This is a genomic window from Brevibacillus sp. FSL K6-0770 (assembly GCF_038000275.1).
GTDB lineage: Bacteria > Bacillota > Bacilli > Brevibacillales > Brevibacillaceae > Brevibacillus > Brevibacillus parabrevis.
The window spans coordinates 1,418,548-1,436,746 of sequence record NZ_JBBOBQ010000001.1 but is presented as its reverse complement, the minus strand read 5'-3'; the positions used below and the strand labels follow the sequence as shown (position 1 = coordinate 1,436,746).

Genomic DNA, 18,199 nt, shown 5'->3' with positions numbered 1-18,199 from the left:
ATTAATAGGCAAAAACTGACATGAGATCGAGGTGCAAGCAAACATGGAATCTATCTCTATCGTTCTCTACCGACCGGAGCTGGCTGCGGCTGTCGCTGATATGTGGAACGCCAGCCGAGACAGCTGGGGAGGCGGCAATTCGATTACGACGGCGGAACAAATCAGACAGGAAGAAGCTCGCTCCGACGCGCTTGCTGTGTACCTCGCAATGGACGGCGAATCGGTAGTCGGCTATTGCAGCCTGGCGGAATACAGGGAAGATACGGGCGCCCTCTACATCCCCCTGCTCAACGTTCGTCCTGACTATCACGGAAAAAAAGTAGGCCGCATGCTGCTTGCCCTCGCCCTGGACCAGACTGTCCAGCTTGGTTGGCCGCGGCTTGACCTGTACACATGGGCTGGCAACACGAAGGCGGTTCCTTTGTATAAAAAATTCGGTTTTTTCTGGGAAGACCGGGATGACTCGACGCACTTGATGAACATGATGCCCACTGTCCTGCGCACAGAAGCTATCGCGCATTATTTCGATACGCTGGACTGGTACCAGGATTCCACAAGACAAATTGTGGTCGAGCCGGATGGACGAAAAGAAAACGGCTTTGATTACTTCACCTACTCCTGGAAAAAAGCCGACCTGAGCTTGCGCGTGGAGTTTGAACGGCGCGGCCGCGGGCTGCGCCTGATCGAAACGGAAGACTACTTGCTGTCCGCCGAGGTCGAGCAGCTGGAGCTGGTCTTCGGCCGCGACTACCAGATTCACTACCGGATCGTCAATAAATCGGGCAAGCCGTTGCAGCTTTCCTTGACGGGAGAGTCGAATGAAAACATTCAGTTTGACTACCAGCAGGAGCTGTCCGTCACGGACGAAACGAGCTTGTCTGCAAGCTTTACGGTCGGAGCAATCACGGAAGAGCAAAGCATTTGGCGCACGCATCCAAGAGTTTGCACACACATTCAAATCAACGGCAAAAAGGCGCTGTTCCAGGTCGGCATCTTGCCCAAATTCCCTGCTTCGCTCACCATGCACGTTCCTGGTCTGACTTATCCGGGTCAAACTGCACACTATTATTTGGACATGGAAAACAACTTTTCCGAAGAAGCACAGTTTTCTTTTGAACTGGCTGACTCGCCATTCTTGCGCTTCCACGAACACAGCCATTCGCTGCGGTTGTCCGGCAAAGAACGCGTCTCGCTTCCGCTTCGCGCCGATCTGATCGACCACGGATTTTACAGCGCCGATGTGCAAATCGTGGGGCAGCTTGCAGACGGCAAGCAAGTCTCCTTCGTGAAAAAGCTTGGCGCTGCCTTTACCGGATTGGGAGCGCTCCTGGCAGGCGAAACAGAATTGACGTGGCAAGTGCATCACGGCCGCCATACGCTCACCTTGAACAAGGACGACAACGAACTCACCATTTCCGGCGGAAACGGCGGAGCGCCGACGTACATCGCCTATCCGAAGCTTGGCAAGCCGTATTCCAGCGAGTTTTCCAAAAAGCGCGCGGAGCACGTCGACTTCTTTTCCGAAAAAGGCGCCATCGGTATTCGCGCCGCTTACCGTTCCGATGCCTACCCTGCTCTTTCGCTGATCAGCAAAACGCTGCTGCACGGCGATGGCACCGTTGAACACACGCTGGATATAACCAACACTTCCACGGAAAAACTGGCTGCTGAGCTATGGCTGACACAAAGCCTCATCCACTCGATCCAGCACCCGATCTTGCCCTATCAAGGCCGCTATGTAGACGTTCCCACTTCTTACGGCAGCGACCTGGAATATTGGGACGGCAAGCTGCTCAGTGAAAACTGGCTGTTTTCCCGGGAAGATGCAGCCCCGTGGGGATTGTGCTGGCCGCCATCTTGCCAGATGGATATTCAAGGCTGGCAAATCGCCCTGGAATCGTGCATCGGAGAGCTGGAGCCGCAGAGCAGCGCGACGTTCGGCCCGATATGCGTGGCGCATGGAGCGTATACGGACTGGAAAGAATTTCGTGCTTTTGCCCGAAAAGAAGCTTTGGCCAAAGACTTGTCGCTGACCCCTCATCTGGAGCTGATTGCCAACGATCACAACCCATTTTTGGCAAACGGCGAAGTGAAAGTTGAGGTAAAAGAATACAAACAGCAGTACCTGGACGGGGAACTGACGGCCTTACTTGCGAGCGAAGAAGCTCTGGGACAGACGCAACGCTTCACGGAAGAAGCCGAGGAACAGGAAGCGCACTTCGCTTTGCCTGCTTCGGCCAAAGCGTACGAGCTGGTTCGTGTGGACGGTCAGTTCGCTACCCACGACATTTGCTTGCAAAGCGCCCTTTTCCCGGTTCAACCAGGCTCCATCTCCATGGAAGTGACCGAAGAGCAAGGCCAGCAAGTCTACAGCGCAGACAACGGCTCCATCCGCATCAAAGCAGCACCGGATTTTTACCCGTCGCTGTTCTCGCTCGTTTCGGGCGGACAGGAATGGCTGGCCAGCTCTTTCCCGCAGCGGCAACCGAAATCGTGGTGGAATCCGTGGACAGGCGGCATCGGCAACCACATCGAAGAACTGAGCGCTTTTTCACTGGTTAAAGAAGAAAGAAGCGCCGCCTTCGTCCAGCTGACCGACAATCGCCAGAACGTCTGGCAAGGCATCAAGCTCAGCTATCACGTCAAAAAACAGGAGAAGTATCGCGGCCTCACCTGCCACCAATATTTTCTTTTGCTGCCGGGCGTCCCGCTCCTTTGCCATACGGTCGAAATCGTGCAAAAAACCGGAACGTACTTTGCCCACAAAAGCTTTGCGACCGAAGTCTTTTTGCAGACAGAAGCGGCTGACGAAACGGTTTGGCTGAAAACAGCGGGGAAACACGGGGAGCCGCTGACCTACAAGCTGGCGCAGGGAGATTTGACCGTAACGGAACAATCCGACTATACGTTTGGCGCAGCTTCCCGCGCCGAGCAGCTCACGCTCTTCACCGATCTGGGCACCGCAGATGTCGAAGTGTACGCCAACAAGGAAATCGCGATGACCACCATCCTGCGCGAACTGAACTTGCCGGACAACAGCACGAGCTTTACACCGCCTGTCTTTTTCCTGTTTGCCGACAAAGAGCTGCCTGCCGATTCCTTGGCGGCTTTGCGGGCGATCCGGTTTACCAGCGAAGGCGAAGGGGGAAATTCAGATGAAGATCATTGATGCGCACATGCATTTATCGCATATCGAAGAATTTAAGCGGACAGCCGCGGAGAAGTCGTTTGTCGACTACTCTGTCCAAGGCATTTTGCAGGAATATAAGGACAACGGAGTGGTGCTCGGAATCGGCATGGGCTTGACGGAAACAAAGCAGGACGGCTTTCCCGATTACGAAGCGATCACGCCGATGGGTCTGGACTTGACCGCTGAACTGCCACCGCAGCTCGTCTACTGCCTGGGGATCAATCCGTACACGCTGGACGATGCGGCGGTTGCTCGCCTGGAGCAAGATTTGCAACACCCCCAGGCGGTCGGCTTGAAAATTTATCTCGGCTACTATCCGTTTTACGCCTACGACAGCGTCTACGATCCGGTCTATGCACTCGCCGCCAAATACGGGGTGCCCGTTGTTTTCCATACGGGTGACACTTACTCGGAACGAGGTCTGCTCAAGTATTCGCATCCGCTCACTCTCGACGAGGTAGCGGTGAAGCATCGGGACGTGAACTTCATGATGGCCCATTTCGGTGACCCGTGGGTGCTGGATGGCGCAGAAGTCGTGTACAAAAACCGCAACATGTTTGCCGACCTGTCCGGCTTGATGGTCGGTGACGCAGACAACTGCCGCAGACTGGCCGAATCGCCGCTGTTCTTCGCTCATCTGCGCCATGCGATTACGTACTGCGATCATTATGACAAATTTTTGTTCGGCACCGACTGGCCGCTCGCCCCTGTGAAGTCGTACATCCAGTTTGTGCAGGAGCTGATTCCGGCTGAGTATCATGCGGATGTGTTTTACAAGACGGCGTTGAAGGTGTTTCCGAAGGTGCGGGCTTTTGTCGAGTAGTAAACTGCAATGAATTTCCTTTCACGTCCATCAAAAAAATCCCACATGTCTGCGCTCATTCGCGTGAAGACACATGGGATTTTTCTTTTGCCAGAAGGGGTTTGACGTGTTCTTTGGCAGTATTGTGCGAGCTTTGCGCCCCGGCATGCTCCCACAAATAAAAACGCCTGGTTCCCCAGACGTTCTCGTTCTTTTTTCGTATGCAGCTGCCTCTCGTTACGACTGGGAGAGAAAGCCTTCCTTGAAGATTTTCAGCAAATATTCCAGCGTAATCGGGTCGCTGTACGTCGATGCTTCCATGTCGATCACGATCACATGGTTATTTTTCACAGCGGGAATCTTTTTCCACGTCTCCGAGGTCAGGAACGGATTTTCTCCGCCCTTGCGCTGGCTGAGCACGATGTAGTCTCCAGCGTACTCCGGAATCACTTCCAAAGAAAGCGTGTAGTAGCCAGGGCCAAGTGCGTCTTTCTTGACTTTTTCCGGCATGGCGAGGCCCATTGCCTGATACAGGATTTCCGTTCCGCGAGCCCAGTTGTTGCCGAAGACGTAAAAGTCTTTCGTATCATGCTCGAACACGGAGACGGTCGTGTCCTTGCCGATTTTCGCCTTGATTTCTTCGCCAGCAGCTTGCGCGCGCTTCGTGAAATCGTCGATCCACGCTTGCGCCTCTTTTTCCTTGTTCAAAAGCTTGCCAATCTCGCGTTGCTGCGCCAGGTAGTCCAGCTTGCCCCACGTGTAGACGACTGTCGGTGCGATTTCCTTCATCTTGTCGAGGTTTTTCATCCACGATCCGGCAATAATCAGGTCGGGCTGAAGAGCCAAAATCTTCTCCATCGTCTCGTCCGATACGACTTCGACATCTTTGACTTTGTCGGTGAACAGTGGATTTTTCTTCGTCCACTCGTCGATCCCGACCAGTGTGCCGCCAAGCGCAACTACGTTAGGTGCGTTGGTCAGGCCCACGATTCTTTTTGGCTGGGCAGGAACCTCAACCGGACCGTTCTCCGACTGGTACGTGATCATTTCAGGTTTGGCCTCAGCATTCGCATTCGGCTTTTCTTCGGTTTTTGTTGCCTGCTGTTGATTTGTCTCACTGCCGCCCGCATTGTTTGGTGCCGGCGTCGATGCATTGCCGCAAGCGCTGACCATCAGCGAAAGCGACATCAGGAAAGGAATGAGCCACTTTTTCATGTTGCAGTCTCCTTTTTGGCAAATAAAAACTTGCAGATGATAATGATAATCATTTCTGACAATTACATACTATAAACAGTTCTCACCTGCCTGTCAATACGGTCACTCTCTTTCCCCTGACATGCTGTTGGAACCGCTTCCACCCATGTGTTGCGGCAAACAATGACGTCATGTCTGCTTGGCTGACCAGAAGCGGTCACATGCGTTTTCGCGATAAATATCGAGACGTTTTTCCATACAAATACAAAAAAACGGCCTTTTCAGCCGTTGTGTCCGTTCGCGGAGTCATCTGCTACCGTAATGACTACATTTCCTTTTTTGTGCCCTTGCTCTACGTATTCATGTGCCTGCGGAATCTGTTCCAGCGGATAGCGTCTGTCGATGACCGCCCGAAGCTGGCCCGCCTCCATCAGCTCGGTGAGAAGCTGCATGTCTTCCACGCGCACTTTTGCCACTCCTTGCCCTTCCACGGTGAGGTATTTGCCATGGGGAGCCAGCACCTGCTTGCAGCGGGATTTCGCGCATTTTCCTACAGCGTCAAAGACGATGTCGTACTGCTTGCCGGATTGGGCAAAGTTTTCTTTTGTATAGTCGATCACCTCATCCGCGCCAAGCTGCCTGACCAGTTCTACATTGGCGGTACTGCACACTCCGGTCACCTCGGCTCCGAAGTATTTGGCGAGCTGCACCGCCGATGTGCCGACCGATCCCGAGGCGCCGTAGATCAAGACTCGTTGCTCGCGCTGCAACTGTCCTTTGCGGAAAAAGTGCAAGGCGGTAGTTCCGCCAAACGGCATCACTGCGGCTTCTTCATAAGTGGCATTAGTCGGCATGAGGGTGACGTTGGCGTCCTCGTGCAAGCATTTGTATTCGGCATACGTGCCAAAGTCCATCTCGGTGATCGCATACACCTTGTCTTTTGGCTTGAAGCGCTTGACTTGCTTGCCGACCGCTTCCACCTCTCCAGCCAGCTCGACGCCCAAAATCGGGTTTCGCGGCTTGTTCCATCCGATCAGCAACCGCATAGGCAGCCAATACAGCAACGGACAGCGAAAAGCGCGCACCCGGCAATCCCCGGAAGTGACCGTGGTCGCATATATTTTCACGAGAATCTCATGCTCTTTCGGAACGGGCTTGGCTACCTCCTGGAGCGAGAGGACATCCGGTGCTCCATAGCTTGTGCAGACGACAGCTCTCATGGGCTTCCTCCTTTTTCCTTATTTCCTGTTTGCCATGAGTATAGCCGCTATGAACTGTCTCGCTACAGCTACTAAAGTATGGTTTTGCAAAAACAATCACGGCTGAAAAACAGCACCGCCTACAACAGTCCAAGCTCGCGTGCCCGCGCGACTGCCTCCGTGCGCCGCTTCACTTGCAGCTTTTCAAAAATGACCCGGTTGTGCCCTTTTACAGTCGGCAACGCAATAAACAGCCTTTCGCTGATCTGCTGGTTGGAAAATCCTTGGGCAATCAGGCGGAGCACTTCCAGCTCGCGATTGCTCAACGGCTCGATCAGAGACTCGGCTTGCTGCGCTTGCGCTGGCTGACCCGTCCCGTGTGCTGGCGCCAACTGGTTCATGGCAGCGAGAAGCTTGCCACAATACTCAGACGCCGCTTCGGCTGCTGTCCACTCACGCAACAGCGGCAGGAGCAAAGCAGCTTCATCGACAAACGTCCGCACCAGCCCGCCCGGCTCAGCCAGTGCCAAAGCTTCGCGAAGCAGTTGTACCGCCTGGCGCTTTTCCCCATGCCCAAAAAGCGCGACAGCCAAAAGCAGCTTGGCCTCGATCCGCTCCCGTTCTTGGCGGGTCTGCTCCAGCTCTTGATGCCACGGTTTGAGAATCGCCACGGCTTGGGCGGAATTGCCCTTGGCCAAATACACCCGGGCGCGAGTGCTTGCGAGCTGTCCATTCGCCGTCGCCAGGCGCTCGGCAGCAGCCAGATTGCCTTTATGCAGTTGCACCATGGTCTGGACCGCCAAAAGCTGAGGAAGCTGGACTGCGAAGTTTTGCCGCTGGACCGTGTGATCGCTTTCTGCCAGCATGCGTGCTGCCCCGCTGGCATCGCCTTGGACAAGCTTTAGCCTGGCTAAAAAAATCTCGCTCTCGACCACGCAGTCCGTCTGTTCCAGCTGTTTTGCCCACTTCACGCTCTGACGAGTATGCTCCAACGCTTTTTCCCGTTCATTCCACTCGTAATACAGGCGAGCCAAACCAAGATGCGCCTTGCAAGCTGCCGGCAGCGGCGGATCGCCCGCGAGCTTCAGCACCCGCAGATAGCTTCGCTCCGCCAGGTACAGCCGGGATTCCATCTCCTGAATCATCCCCAGGCCAAGTGTTGCCAGCATGGTAATCAGGACATGGCCGACCCTTTCACTGTTCGCCAAAGCTTGCGTATAAGCCACGCTCGCCTCTGCCCATTCACCCCGAAGCTGGCAGCCGTACCCGCGTGCCCATAGTGTCGCTGTGCGTACAGGCACATTTTCCGGATGCAAAAGCTCCAGAGCACGGTGCGACTCCGCTACGATCCGCTCCGCGTCGTGCTTGCTCACCGCCAGCGAAGCGCGGATCGCCGCGATATGACCGAGCAAATCACGGGTCATGTCGCTTTGCTCCACCGCCTGCAACACTTTTTCGGCAGCTTGCAGCTTTGGTTCCACGCCTGTTGTTTTTCCAGTCATCAACAGCGCAGACGCTTGCATCACCCACAAACCGGGCAGCTCGTTCTTTTCCTGCTCGCCCAATGACTCCAGCCATTGCAGAACAGGGGTCACTGCCCCGCGAAAAATCAGGGGCAAGCCAGCACCTTCCGCCAGCCGCGCCGCCCTTTTTGTATCGTGGGCGCAAACAGCATGGTGAAACGCCTCAAACGCAAAGCCGTTCGCTTCATACCAGCTGCTTGCGCGAATATGCAAGCTTGCAGCGACGGTTGGATCAAGCCGTTTGCGCAAAAGCTCGGCAAAAAGATGGTGGTAGCGATACCAGCGCCGTTCGCTGTCCAAGGCGACAAGAAACAGATTGGCGCGATCAAGCAAGGCCAGCGTCGCTTCGCCAAAGCCAGCCCGGACTGTGTGCTCCCCGTCGCTCAGAACAGCATCGCACAGCGGCCCGCTCATCCGTTCAAGAACAGACGTCTGGAGCAAAAACGACTGGATGCTCTCCGTTTCCTGATTCAACACTTCCTCGACCAAATAGTCCCACACATAAGGATGATTAGGCGGAAAAGACCGAATCAACCGATCCGGCTCGCCTTCCCTGCGCAAAGCAAGCGCGACCAGCTGCAATCCGGCAATCCAGCCTTCTGTGCGTTCTGCCAAAATCCCGACGCTTGTCTCGGAAAGAACCAGCCCCATCCCCTGGCACAAAAATTCGCCGGCTTCCCGCTGGGCAAAGCGCAGATCGCCAGCATGAACTTCCGTCAGCTGATCCTTCGCGCGCATCCTCGCCAAAGGCAACGGCGGCTGCGCGCGGGTCGTGATGACGAGATGAAGCTGCGGCGGCATGCGTTCCACCAGAAAAGCAACCGCCTCATGAATACTCGGAGAGCGGAGAAGATGATAGTCATCCAGAACGAGAACCATCGCCGGGGATAAAGAGTGGAGATCGTGCAACAAAGACAGCAGCATCGCCTCGCTTGGCGAACTTTCCGCAGCCTTGAGCATGGGCAGCAGCCCTTTTCCAATAGACGGCTCAATCGTCTGCATAGCTGCGATCACGCAGCGCAGGAAACGCCCCAGGTCGTCGTCTCCCCCATCGAGCGACAGCCAGGCGACAGAGACGGGAGCATCTGCCAGCCATTCACTGACAAGCGCCGTCTTGCCGTAGCCTGCTGGAGCAGAAATCAGCGTCAGCTTGCGATGCATCCCTTCGCTCAATTTTTCCACGAGCCGCGGGCGTCGGACCGCTTTTGGCCGCGGTTTGGGGATGTACAGCTTTGTCAAAAGAATGTCCTTTTCTAATCCCACCAAAAATACCACACGTCCTGCTTCAGCAAGTAATCGGCGTAATGACCGAGCGTCTGTTGATCGTCCAAAACGTACTGGCAAAAAATAAAATGCTCTTTTGCCAATTGCAGCGCTTCTTCAGCCGTTTGCGGACGCCGCTTCGCTTGCAGCACCCATGTATCGCCTGTCACAGCGAGGATGCTTGCGCCGTACTGTTCCTGAAAATGCTTGAAGATGACCGACTGGTACACAGGCAAAGGGCATTCGTTGTATCCGCCCATCGGAATCCACAGCGGAGCCTCATGCCCGCGCTCCTGCGGCAAGTTCAGCACGACGAGCGAATCTCCATCCTCGATCCGGTCCTGTGCCCATTCCCGATCGAGCTGAAACGGTTCTGTCGATGCTTCTGTTGCGACCAACTGCTCGTGAACCAGCTCGCTGCCTTCCCACATCGCTGCGTACGCCTGATAACATTCGGAAAAGTTTTTGCCTTGCAGCTGCTTCTCCTCAGCTGGCAAATCAGTGTAGACCAGCCGGGACTCCACGATTTTGCGGAAGGTATCCTCTACGCTCAGGCTGCGGGCTTCTTCCAGCTGCTGCGCGACAAAAGCGGACAACGTTTCTGCTTCCTCGCACACTTCTTCCATCATTTCCAGCAGGTTGTAGCCCGGCAACACCAAAATGCGGTGCTTCCCTTCTGCTTGCAGCGGCAACGCCAATTGTTCTACTGCGACGACTTCTGTTTCGCATTCATCCAAATACTCGACCAATTCTTCAACCATGACCGACACCTCTTTTTCTTCACGCATTCATTCGCTTTATCGATTTATGCAAATGGCTTGTTCGCATTTTTGGAAAAATAAGCCACACTTGTTCATCGTACACCATCTATCCAGAAGAATGTAGAGCTAACCTAAAAAAAGCTTCCCTCGCCAGTCGGGAGGGAAGCTTTCCTTTTTTCGTGCGATTTGCTTGTGTTACGACAGCTTAACCAGGCTGTAGTTTTTCTTGCCTTTGCGGATGATGATGAAGCGTCCGCCGATGGCGAGGTCAGCCGTTACTTCCAGCTCCAGATCGCTCACCTTTTCGCCGTTCATGGAAATCGCGCCTTTGGTAATGTCCTCGCGCGCCTGGCGCTTGGATGGCTCGATGCCCAGCTCTACCAGCCAATCCACGATGTTTTTCGCTTCTTTCGTCGCTTCATAGGTCGGCATTTCTTTGAAGCCTTGCTCGATTTCATCTGCCGTCAACGACTTGATGTCTCCCGTGAACAAGGCAGCTGTAATGCGTTTGGCCTGCTCCAGCAGCTCTTCCCCGTGCACGAATCGGGTCATTTCTTCTGCGAGCATTTTTTGCGCTTCGCGTTTATGCGGTTCGGTCTGGACTTTTTCAGCCAGCTCCTCAATTTGCTCTTTGGACAAGAACGTGAAGTAGTTCAAGTATTTCACAACATCACGGTCATCGGTATTCGCCCAGAACTGGTAAAACTCGAATGGCGTCGTTTTGTTCGGATCGAGCCAGACAGCGCCGCCAGCCGTTTTCCCGAACTTCGTGCCGTCTGCTTTCAGCATCAGCGGAATGGTCAAGCCAAACGCTTTCGCTTCTGGCCCTTCTTTTTTGCGGATCAGATCGAGGCCGCTCGTAATGTTGCCCCATTGGTCCGAACCGCCGATTTGCAGCTGCACGTCTTCGTGTTTGTACAGGTGCAAGTAATCGAGCGATTGCAGGATTTGGTAGGAGAACTCGGTAAAGGAAATACCGCTGTCCAGTCGGCTTGCCACCACGTCTTTGGCGAGCATCGCGTTGATACTGAAATTTTTCCCGTAGTCGCGCAAAAATTCGATGACGTTGATTTTATGCGTCCAGTCGTAGTTGTTCACCAGGCGGATTTGATTGTCGCCTTCTGTGATGAACAGCTTTTTCATTTGCGCAGTCAGCGCATCCACATTCGCCTGCACTTGCTCCAATGTTTGCAGCGAGCGCTCCGATTGCCGGCCGCTCGGATCGCCGATCGTTCCTGTCGCGCCGCCGATCAAAATAACCGGGCGGTGACCAGCCAACTGGAAGCGTTTCAGCATGATGAATGGGATCAGGTGACCGATATGCATGCTGTCGCCTGTCGGGTCCACGCCACAGTAGAGCGAGATCGATTTTTGCTCGGTCAATTCGCGAAGTCCCTCGGCATCTGTTTGTTGATTGATGGCGCCGCGCCATTCGAGTTCATCAATAATGTTCACAGCCAATTCACTCCCTCAGGTTCGTAGTTCTCCTATACCGGATCAACGTTGTGCGTGACAACAAAAAATCGCCCCTTGTCATATAGACATAGGGACGATTGAATAACCGTGTTACCACCCAGATTGCACCAATGCCGCACACGCCTTCCTTTTGCGCGCCATTCATGCCACTCTCGGCGAGATATCGTTCGCCGCTTCCGCTCAGCATTACCCGAGATACTCCAGAGTTGTAATTCGCTTGCTTGGTGTGTGCCGGGTTTCATCATCCCCCGGCTTTCTGGGACAGGGACCAATCTGCTACTGGGCTCTTTCAACGTATGTCGCATATAAGATTACAGACAGTATAGTGAATTGGAAGATCGGTGTCAACTGGCGTTTGCCCTCACACCGCCCGGGCAAGCCGAAAGCCGAGATCATCGATGCAAAACGTCGAATGACTGCGCCTGCGGCATGTCGCGCCGACACCTCTAGCCGCTTCCGCCCAAGCCTGCCCGCCTGTCATCTGATTCCCTCCGCTTTCCACTTTTATTTAGCCAAGCTCAGCTTTTCGATCGCCTGCTGCTCAGTCGGCAGGAAAAAGATGTCGTTGCCGTTGTTCGACTCATAGATGAAGTCTTTCAAGCTTTTGCTTGCATACACGGAAAAATCGCCCACGATCGCCAGCTTTGCCTTGTAATTGATGAACTTTTGCAAAATGTCGCCCGCCAGTCGCGTCTTCAGATCGAAAAAGCTCTCCGCAAGCATCGTTTTGTGAATGACGATGCGGTCGCATTCGGCTTCGTACCATGCCGTCGCGATCAGATCCAGTGCCGCCTGGACATCGGCGATGACGTGTTCCTCGCTTGTTACGACAGCAATATTGACTCCGTTAACGGTGTGCTTGGCAATGTTCATCGTCTACCTCCCTGTTTGATCAGCCACTCATTTGGCATGGGCCTGGAAAAGTCTTTGGACATACTGCTCGCCTATATAGCGATTGTCTTCGCCCTGCGGCGGCGCAATCCCCGCCACCCGAAAAAAGCTCAGCCCGACTACCATCGCCATCAGCCCATAAGCGGCCCCCTGAGCATCTTCTTCCGCCAGCTGGCAACGGCTGATTTTTTAGGGAAAAAGAAGGACAGGAGGCGGGGCAGGGTGGCTAAAGCAGTTCATTCCCGGCAACGCACGATTTTATTGGATTCCCAGATGCTCGCGCAAGGTGGCGCCTGCGTATTCCCGCTTGAACAAGCCTTTTTCCACCAGCTTGGGCATCAGTTGTTCGAAAAAGATGTTCATCGATTTTTCCGATCCGCCCGGCAGAGCGATGAACCCGTCAATCGCTCCCGCCTCGTAACGCTCGATAATATCAGCCAGTACATCGTCGACAGTTCCGACAGACACCCAATGCGCCGATCCGACTACCTCAGGGCGTGCCAGCACTTCTTGCAAAGTCGGCTCGTACTTCGTGATAAATCGGCGCAACAGCTCGGCATGTGTCCGGCTGCGGACGGGCAGGTTCGGATCAGGGAGCATGTCAGCTGTTATGCGTTGATCCAGAGCCAGATGGCTTGCTTCCATTCCGAGTACGAATTTCAGCGAAGCCAGCCTGCGCTCCGTGCTCAAATTGGCATGCGCCACTTTATGCAATTCCTCTGCCTCCTCGCGCGTCTCCCCCAAGAAAAAGTACAGGCCCGGCAGCACTTTGACTGCATCCGGATTACGTCCATGCTCCTCCGCCCTTTTGCGCAAGTCGCTTCGCAGTTCGACTCCTGATTCAATATCCGGCATGGCTGCAAAAATCGCATCCGCGACGGAAGAAGCAAAATCACGTCCCGTATCCGACGCACCCGCCTGGAAAAACGGAATCGAGCCGGAGGCATGGGCTGGCATCGTCAGCGGCCCTTTGACACTGAAAAATTCGCCCGAATGGTTGATCGGCGTTACCTTGTCCCGATCGGTAAAAATGCCTGTCTCCCGATCCATGACAATCGCTTCGCGCGGGTAGCTATCCCACAGCTTGCGTACGACCTCGATAAACTCTTTTGCTTTCGCATAGCGCTCTTGCGGTGATGGCATCGGAGCATCGCCGAAGTTCTCGGCCCCTTCAATCGATGTGACGATATTCCAGCCAGCTCGCCCGTTGCTCAGCCAGTGCAACGACTGAAGCTGTCTCGCCACGATGAACGGCGGATTGAATGTGGTGGAGATCGTCGTCACCAACCCGATTCGCTCGGTTTCCCGGGCAATAGCGGAGAACATCAGTGTCGGATCAACGCTGCCAAAGCTGACGGCGTCTCCCAGCATCTGCGGACCGACGTATAAATAATCGGCTTTGAACAAAAAATCGAGCTTGGCTTGCTCGGCCATTTTCGCCAAATCAATATAGTAGTCGATCGTGTCCAGTTTCTCGATATCACTGTCAGGACGCCGCCAGCCTGCCCCTTTCATCCACGTAGTATTAATCGCCAGTCCGATGCACAATTGTCTATTTTCAGCCATACGTATCCACCTCTCCTGGATTGAGATTCGTTTCGCGATTAGGACTTGCCCCGCTCTTCCGTCATGTTGGCAAAAGCGCAAATACGCGCCTTTTTCCAACAATGATAATCATTATCGTTAAATAGTGTAGCAAGGGCAGAAGTAAAAGCAAATGCACAAATCACGAAAACGATATGCAAGATTGTCTAATCCAGTGCTTTTCTTTGAAAAACGTCCCGGCGTTTTCAGCGCAGTTGGTGGGCGGTTTGCAGCTCGCAGCTTGCGGTTTCTTGCAGTCAGCAATCACAGTCATGACTGTCCGACGTCCTTATGACTCTCTTCTTGCTCTCTGTACGCGGAAGGCGACACGCCGAATTTCTTTTTAAACATCCTGCTGAAATAGAGCGGATTGGCATACCCGACACTGACGGCGATATCGCTGATCGGATAGCTGCCTGCTTTCAGTAGCTCGCGCGCTCTCTCCATCCGGTAATGAATCACGTAGTCGATAGGGCGGTATCCTGTGTATTTATGGAAAAAGTAAGAAAATTGCTTGGGGCTCATACCGTGCAACTCAGCCAATTCGCCGAGCGTCAGCGGCTCCATGTAGTGCCCGCTAATGTACGCAATCGCTTCTTCGATTATTTTTTGGCCTGGAGAACGTCCTTCCTCCCGACTCTTGCAGCCCACCAGCACTTGATGCATGATGCCTAAAAACAGCTCTTTGACATGCAGCTTCCCGATCCCGCCTGTAGCGCGGGCTTTTTGCTGGATCATGATGAGCGCTTCAAGCAGCCGGGGATTCGCGCCGGATTCGAGCTTGAAGTGAGTATCCAGTTCAACAGCCGCTGTGTCATTTGCGTGTTTGTTCCACCTGTAAAAGACAATGAAATACTCCAATTCTGACTGACCAATGACCCGCGAGTCCATTTGCATGCCTGGAGCAGCATGAACGACCGTTCCCGGCAACAAATCGTAAGCGGTTCCGTTCACATGCATCTTCGCCTCTCCACGCACAATAAACAGAAATCCGTATTGGACAGTCTTGAAACCGCGCAAAATACTTTTCGGCTGAATGACCAAGCGCTGCACATTGGCTATCTCATAGGAACCGCCGGCGAATATTTCCGCTATCTTGTCCAAATCCATCATGAAAGGAAACCTGCTTTCTGTCCATATCGTGTACCCCTGCTTATTTTATCATAGGATCGGGCCTGATTTTGCCGTAGGAACATCGCATGCGCTCCATCCCCGGGTTTGCCGTACCATCTGGCGCTCCCTGCCCAAATAAATCGCGGGAAGCATATTTATTTAGGAACCGTTTGCGGGTATGATAATAGAAAAAAAGAAAGAGGCTGTTATATGGATTCAACTTACTCACCAAGATCTACTTCGAAAACAAAAATGCTTGTGATTCATGCCCTTTTTATCGCTTTTACCCTCGCAGCTACCATGTTCATCAACATCCGCCTACCGATCATGGGCAACGGCGGCCTGATTCACCTCGGTAACGTGCCTCTTTTTATTGCTGCCTTTGTGTACGGCAGAAAAACGGGAGCGATTGCCGGAGCTTTCGGCATGGGTCTCTTCGACCTGATCTCCGGCTGGACAGCCTGGGCGCCTTTTACGTTCATCATCGTCGGTGCCATGGGTTATGTCGCTGGCCTCATCGGGGAAAAAATGCCTGGCAAACGCACACTGGCTTACTGTGTGGCGATCGCCGTCGCGCTGATTATTAAAATCGTCGGCTACTACTTCGTGGAAGTGATTTTGTATGGCAACTGGATTCAGCCGTTCGGCTCCATCCCTGGGAACTTCCTCCAGGTTATCGTTGCCGGAATTATCGTGCTGCCACTCGTAGGGCGGTTGAAAAAGATTGTGGGACAGGTGTAAGTAGAAAATCACTTTCTCGTAAAACTTGCAAAAGAGCGATTCATGTGATGCCCCAATAGAGCTGTAACTATAAAAATCGCCCAGGAGATTCTGATTCCTAGGCGATTTTTTTTCAAGGATGTGTCTGAAATTCTCGAACGATTCGGTCAGACAAAGGCGATAAATTTGTGCTCGTATGTGTAACGATGGAGCCGGATGGGCTGAGCTGGAGCCGGAGACATCGATGGTACGGCAAAGGGAATACGGCTGTCTTGCGTCATAAGAGCAAACGCCGAGATCCTGTTGAAACACGTGGCCGATTCAACGTAGGGAAGTCCATCCAGCAGCGCCCTAAAGAAGTGAGAAAACGTCTTAGTTTTGGTCACTGGGAACTGGATACGGTTGTTTCCAGTCGGGGAAAAAGTAAAGCATGCGTCGCTAGGTTCGCTGAGCGTAAGACTCGCCTTTGCCAAGGTCTCTGAAGAAGAACTTGCTCAAGCCTTGTATCTCATTAACAACCGACCAAGAAAATGTCCGGGCTGGAAGACGGCTCACGAATCATTCATGGAAGCTCTGTCGCACTTGGCTTGACAATCCGTCTGAATCAAAAGATTTTATATAAAATAACTTAATTGTAAAAATATGTTTACACAAACTAAACAAGTTGCTATAATCCCTAATTGACCGGTCAAAAATACCAATATAAGGGAGGTTAAAAATCATATATTGAAAATATATATGATTAACTTTTTTATGAAGATGAATGTGTTTTTAAAGTTTCTAATAACTGTCGCATTATTGCTTGGTAGTGTTACAAATGTAGCTGCAGCTGAAAACTCAAGTCAACAAACTACTAGCATTACAAGTGACACGGAGAATCTAACAGATCTTTTTAAGCAGAGAAACAACGTTCAGTTCGAGCAAATTGGTAATGAACAAGAAGTTTATTTTGAATCTAACGAGATAGAAATAAATGAGGAATTAATTGAAGAGTTTCATAGTATCGACGTTGAAGCGCAAAGTTACTTTGATACTTACTTTGACTTTTATAAAGAACACGGATATTTTCCTGAAAAGAAAGTCCTTACTAATAGATTAGCTTCGTCTGCCTCTTATGATGTAGCCTTAAATCTATTAAAAGGTTACGGCGTGAATTGGACTAAAGATCAACTAATTGCTAGACTCGCAACTTTAGGTGCTATCGCATCTCTTGATGGTCCTATTCCTATTGGAGATTTTGTTGCTCTCCTTGCAGGGGCTGTGATCCTTAACCCGAATCTTGACAACTACATTGCAAATTTAGATGAAATTACAAACTATTTAAAATCAGTTTCCCTAAGAAACGCTATTAGTAAAGTCACCGGAGCTGTTTCATTAAGCATTGCAACCAGAAAAGAAATTAAGAAAGGAAAAAAACACTTCGAAGCTTGGCTATCCACTGGTGGATGGGGCGGTATTTTTATTGGACGGTCGATTAGTTTATCTGAAGCGCAAAGTCGGGCTCGAAATGGTTTGGATACATTTAGTGTAAGTAAAGAGAGTGCAAAAAAAGTAGTAAAGCAAACAAACTATTGGTATTATGATGAAGGCGGTCACATTACATTGGGATATCTCGCCAATTTACCTCATTATCATATGACCACTGATGAAGCTCGTCGAAATAAATTGCCTGGTCACCATTTCTTCCCCTACGATCCACTTGATTAATAATTAGTCTGGGACTGGAAACGACATATAAGCTATAAATGTATATGTCGTTTCCGATATTTCACTAAAAAACAGTTGCTTCATTTTTTAACCTCCTATTTCGAACATAGCTAGGTGATAATTTCATGAATCAGGATGACCTTCATTCGAATCAGAATTCCATCCATCTCGAAAAGCTCTACAAAGACATTGACGAACAGTCAGCCAAGTTCTTTCACCATAACTATCAACATTACCTGGATGAAAATGTGTTTCCCGAAGACGCATGCTCCATTCCTCAAGATATCGATCTGTCCGCAGCTACTATTGTGTTAGGTGAACTCAAATGGGAGTGGACGGAAATTGAATTGTTATCCAGATTGAGTCTGTTAGGTGCAGAAATTGGAATCAATCGCCCGATCCCCGTCTTGGATTTCTTTACATTGCTAGAAGGGAAATCCGTAGTCTGGTCCAAATACTGCGATCATTATATAGAGAACTTTGAATCGCTTATCAACTGCTTAAAGCGATTTATCCCCGATCAAGATGAATCGAGTGAATAATTTTTAAAGTGCTCCCTTTTAAGTACCATCTTCGGACGAAGGAGGGGGCACTTTCGATCATGTGCCTCCTTCGTCCGAAGGGCTAGCAATTGGTTGCATAGGTCATGTCAGTTTCACATGCTGCTATTAGCTATAACACGTTGTTTTTTGATGACTTTTAAATTCCTCCACAGACCAGGTTTGAACTGCACCACATTTGTTGGGCCCTCCAACAGTTGGAAGTGCAGTTTTTCT

13 protein-coding genes and 3 pseudogenes are annotated in these 18,199 nt (G+C 51.9%); 6 read left to right on the top strand and 10 right to left on the bottom strand.

Annotated elements, in window-relative coordinates; translation table 11 throughout:
• Positions 1-43: 43 nt before the first annotated feature.
• Both NST23_RS07140 and NST23_RS07135 read left to right on the top strand, forming a co-directional pair.
• A complete protein-coding gene (locus NST23_RS07140; protein ID WP_340963412.1) occupies positions 44-3,169 on the top strand; it encodes a GNAT family N-acetyltransferase in 3,126 nt (1,041 codons plus the stop codon).
• Positions 3,156-4,013 (top strand): amidohydrolase family protein, encoded by an 858-nt coding sequence (locus tag NST23_RS07135; RefSeq protein WP_122962962.1) that lies wholly within the window; start codon positions 3,156-3,158, stop codon positions 4,011-4,013. Before NST23_RS07140 ends, NST23_RS07135 begins: the two co-directional genes overlap by 14 nt.
• Before the next feature lie 216 nt (positions 4,014-4,229).
• Here the strand turns inward: NST23_RS07135 and NST23_RS07130 are convergent, their stop codons facing one another.
• The 10 genes and pseudogenes from NST23_RS07130 to NST23_RS07085 all read right to left on the bottom strand — a co-directional run bounded on the left by NST23_RS07130 (position 4,230) and on the right by NST23_RS07085 (position 14,996).
• Entirely contained in the window at positions 4,230-5,207 is a 978-nt protein-coding gene (locus tag NST23_RS07130; RefSeq protein ID WP_173596107.1) for an iron-hydroxamate ABC transporter substrate-binding protein, read from the bottom strand.
• Positions 5,208-5,467: 260 nt separating this feature from the next.
• Positions 5,468-6,406: an NAD(P)-dependent alcohol dehydrogenase gene (locus NST23_RS07125; protein WP_242772276.1), complete on the bottom strand. Its 939-nt coding sequence runs from the start codon at positions 6,404-6,406 to the stop codon at positions 5,468-5,470.
• Between the two features lie 119 nt (positions 6,407-6,525).
• Complete coding sequence (locus tag NST23_RS07120; RefSeq protein WP_340965169.1) at positions 6,526-9,171, bottom strand: LuxR C-terminal-related transcriptional regulator; 2,646 nt, start codon at positions 9,169-9,171, stop codon at positions 6,526-6,528.
• A complete protein-coding gene (locus NST23_RS07115; protein WP_122962959.1) occupies positions 9,162-9,932 on the bottom strand; it encodes a DUF4253 domain-containing protein in 771 nt (256 codons plus the stop codon). The genes NST23_RS07120 and NST23_RS07115 overlap by 10 nt, the downstream gene beginning before the upstream one ends.
• Before the next feature lie 195 nt (positions 9,933-10,127).
• Complete coding sequence (gene tyrS / locus NST23_RS07110; RefSeq protein ID WP_122963254.1) at positions 10,128-11,387, bottom strand: tyrosine--tRNA ligase; 1,260 nt, start codon at positions 11,385-11,387, stop codon at positions 10,128-10,130.
• 382 nt (positions 11,388-11,769) lie between these two features.
• A pseudogene (locus tag NST23_RS07105) lies at positions 11,770-11,880 on the bottom strand (formylglycine-generating enzyme family protein); the annotation flags it as partial.
• A 32-nt stretch (positions 11,881-11,912) separates the two neighbouring features.
• Positions 11,913-12,281 carry a DUF4180 domain-containing protein gene (locus NST23_RS07100; RefSeq protein ID WP_122962957.1) on the bottom strand — a complete coding sequence of 123 codons (369 nt, stop codon included), beginning with the start codon at positions 12,279-12,281 and terminating at the stop codon, positions 11,913-11,915.
• 27 nt (positions 12,282-12,308) lie between these two features.
• A pseudogene (locus NST23_RS07095) lies at positions 12,309-12,470 on the bottom strand (TetR/AcrR family transcriptional regulator); the annotation flags it as partial.
• Between the two features lie 87 nt (positions 12,471-12,557).
• The gene (locus NST23_RS07090) at positions 12,558-13,865 is read right to left on the bottom strand and encodes an NtaA/DmoA family FMN-dependent monooxygenase (RefSeq protein WP_122962956.1); all 1,308 of its coding nucleotides are present in this window, start codon (positions 13,863-13,865) and stop codon (positions 12,558-12,560) included.
• Positions 13,866-14,153: 288 nt separating this feature from the next.
• A complete protein-coding gene (locus tag NST23_RS07085) occupies positions 14,154-14,996 on the bottom strand; it encodes an AraC family transcriptional regulator (RefSeq protein WP_122962955.1) in 843 nt (280 codons plus the stop codon).
• A gap of 210 nt (positions 14,997-15,206) precedes the next feature.
• Here NST23_RS07085 and NST23_RS07080 point away from each other — a divergent pair, with 210 nt between their 5' ends.
• The 4 genes and pseudogenes from NST23_RS07080 (at position 15,207) to NST23_RS07065 (ending at position 17,965) form a co-directional block, all read left to right on the top strand.
• Complete coding sequence (locus NST23_RS07080; protein WP_063229229.1) at positions 15,207-15,737, top strand: ECF transporter S component; 531 nt, start codon at positions 15,207-15,209, stop codon at positions 15,735-15,737.
• 251 nt (positions 15,738-15,988) lie between these two features.
• Positions 15,989-16,307 (top strand): annotated as a pseudogene (locus tag NST23_RS07075) (hypothetical protein); the annotation flags it as partial.
• A 162-nt stretch (positions 16,308-16,469) separates the two neighbouring features.
• The gene (locus NST23_RS07070) at positions 16,470-17,423 is read left to right on the top strand and encodes a hypothetical protein (protein ID WP_148040610.1); all 954 of its coding nucleotides are present in this window, start codon (positions 16,470-16,472) and stop codon (positions 17,421-17,423) included.
• Between the two features lie 125 nt (positions 17,424-17,548).
• A complete protein-coding gene (locus NST23_RS07065; RefSeq protein ID WP_063229227.1) occupies positions 17,549-17,965 on the top strand; it encodes a hypothetical protein in 417 nt (138 codons plus the stop codon).
• Positions 17,966-18,199: the final 234 nt, after the last annotated feature.

What these genes read in the sequence shown, in the direction of transcription:
- NST23_RS07130 (WP_173596107.1), bottom strand. Translation starts at nt 5,207, where the DNA reads ATGAAAAAGTGGCTCATTCCTTTCCTGATGTCGCTTTCGCTGATGGTC.
- NST23_RS07115 (WP_122962959.1), bottom strand. Translation starts at nt 9,932, where the DNA reads ATGGTTGAAGAATTGGTCGAGTATTTGGATGAATGCGAAACAGAAGTC.
- NST23_RS07080 (WP_063229229.1), top strand. Translation starts at nt 15,207, where the DNA reads ATGGATTCAACTTACTCACCAAGATCTACTTCGAAAACAAAAATGCTT.
- NST23_RS07135 (WP_122962962.1), top strand. Translation starts at nt 3,156, where the DNA reads ATGAAGATCATTGATGCGCACATGCATTTATCGCATATCGAAGAATTT.
- NST23_RS07125 (WP_242772276.1), bottom strand. Translation starts at nt 6,406, where the DNA reads ATGAGAGCTGTCGTCTGCACAAGCTATGGAGCACCGGATGTCCTCTCG.
- NST23_RS07140 (WP_340963412.1), top strand. Translation starts at nt 44, where the DNA reads ATGGAATCTATCTCTATCGTTCTCTACCGACCGGAGCTGGCTGCGGCT.
- NST23_RS07085 (WP_122962955.1), bottom strand. Translation starts at nt 14,996, where the DNA reads ATGATGGATTTGGACAAGATAGCGGAAATATTCGCCGGCGGTTCCTAT.
- NST23_RS07065 (WP_063229227.1), top strand. Translation starts at nt 17,549, where the DNA reads ATGAATCAGGATGACCTTCATTCGAATCAGAATTCCATCCATCTCGAA.
- NST23_RS07090 (WP_122962956.1), bottom strand. Translation starts at nt 13,865, where the DNA reads ATGGCTGAAAATAGACAATTGTGCATCGGACTGGCGATTAATACTACG.
- NST23_RS07100 (WP_122962957.1), bottom strand. Translation starts at nt 12,281, where the DNA reads ATGAACATTGCCAAGCACACCGTTAACGGAGTCAATATTGCTGTCGTA.
- NST23_RS07070 (WP_148040610.1), top strand. Translation starts at nt 16,470, where the DNA reads ATGAAGATGAATGTGTTTTTAAAGTTTCTAATAACTGTCGCATTATTG.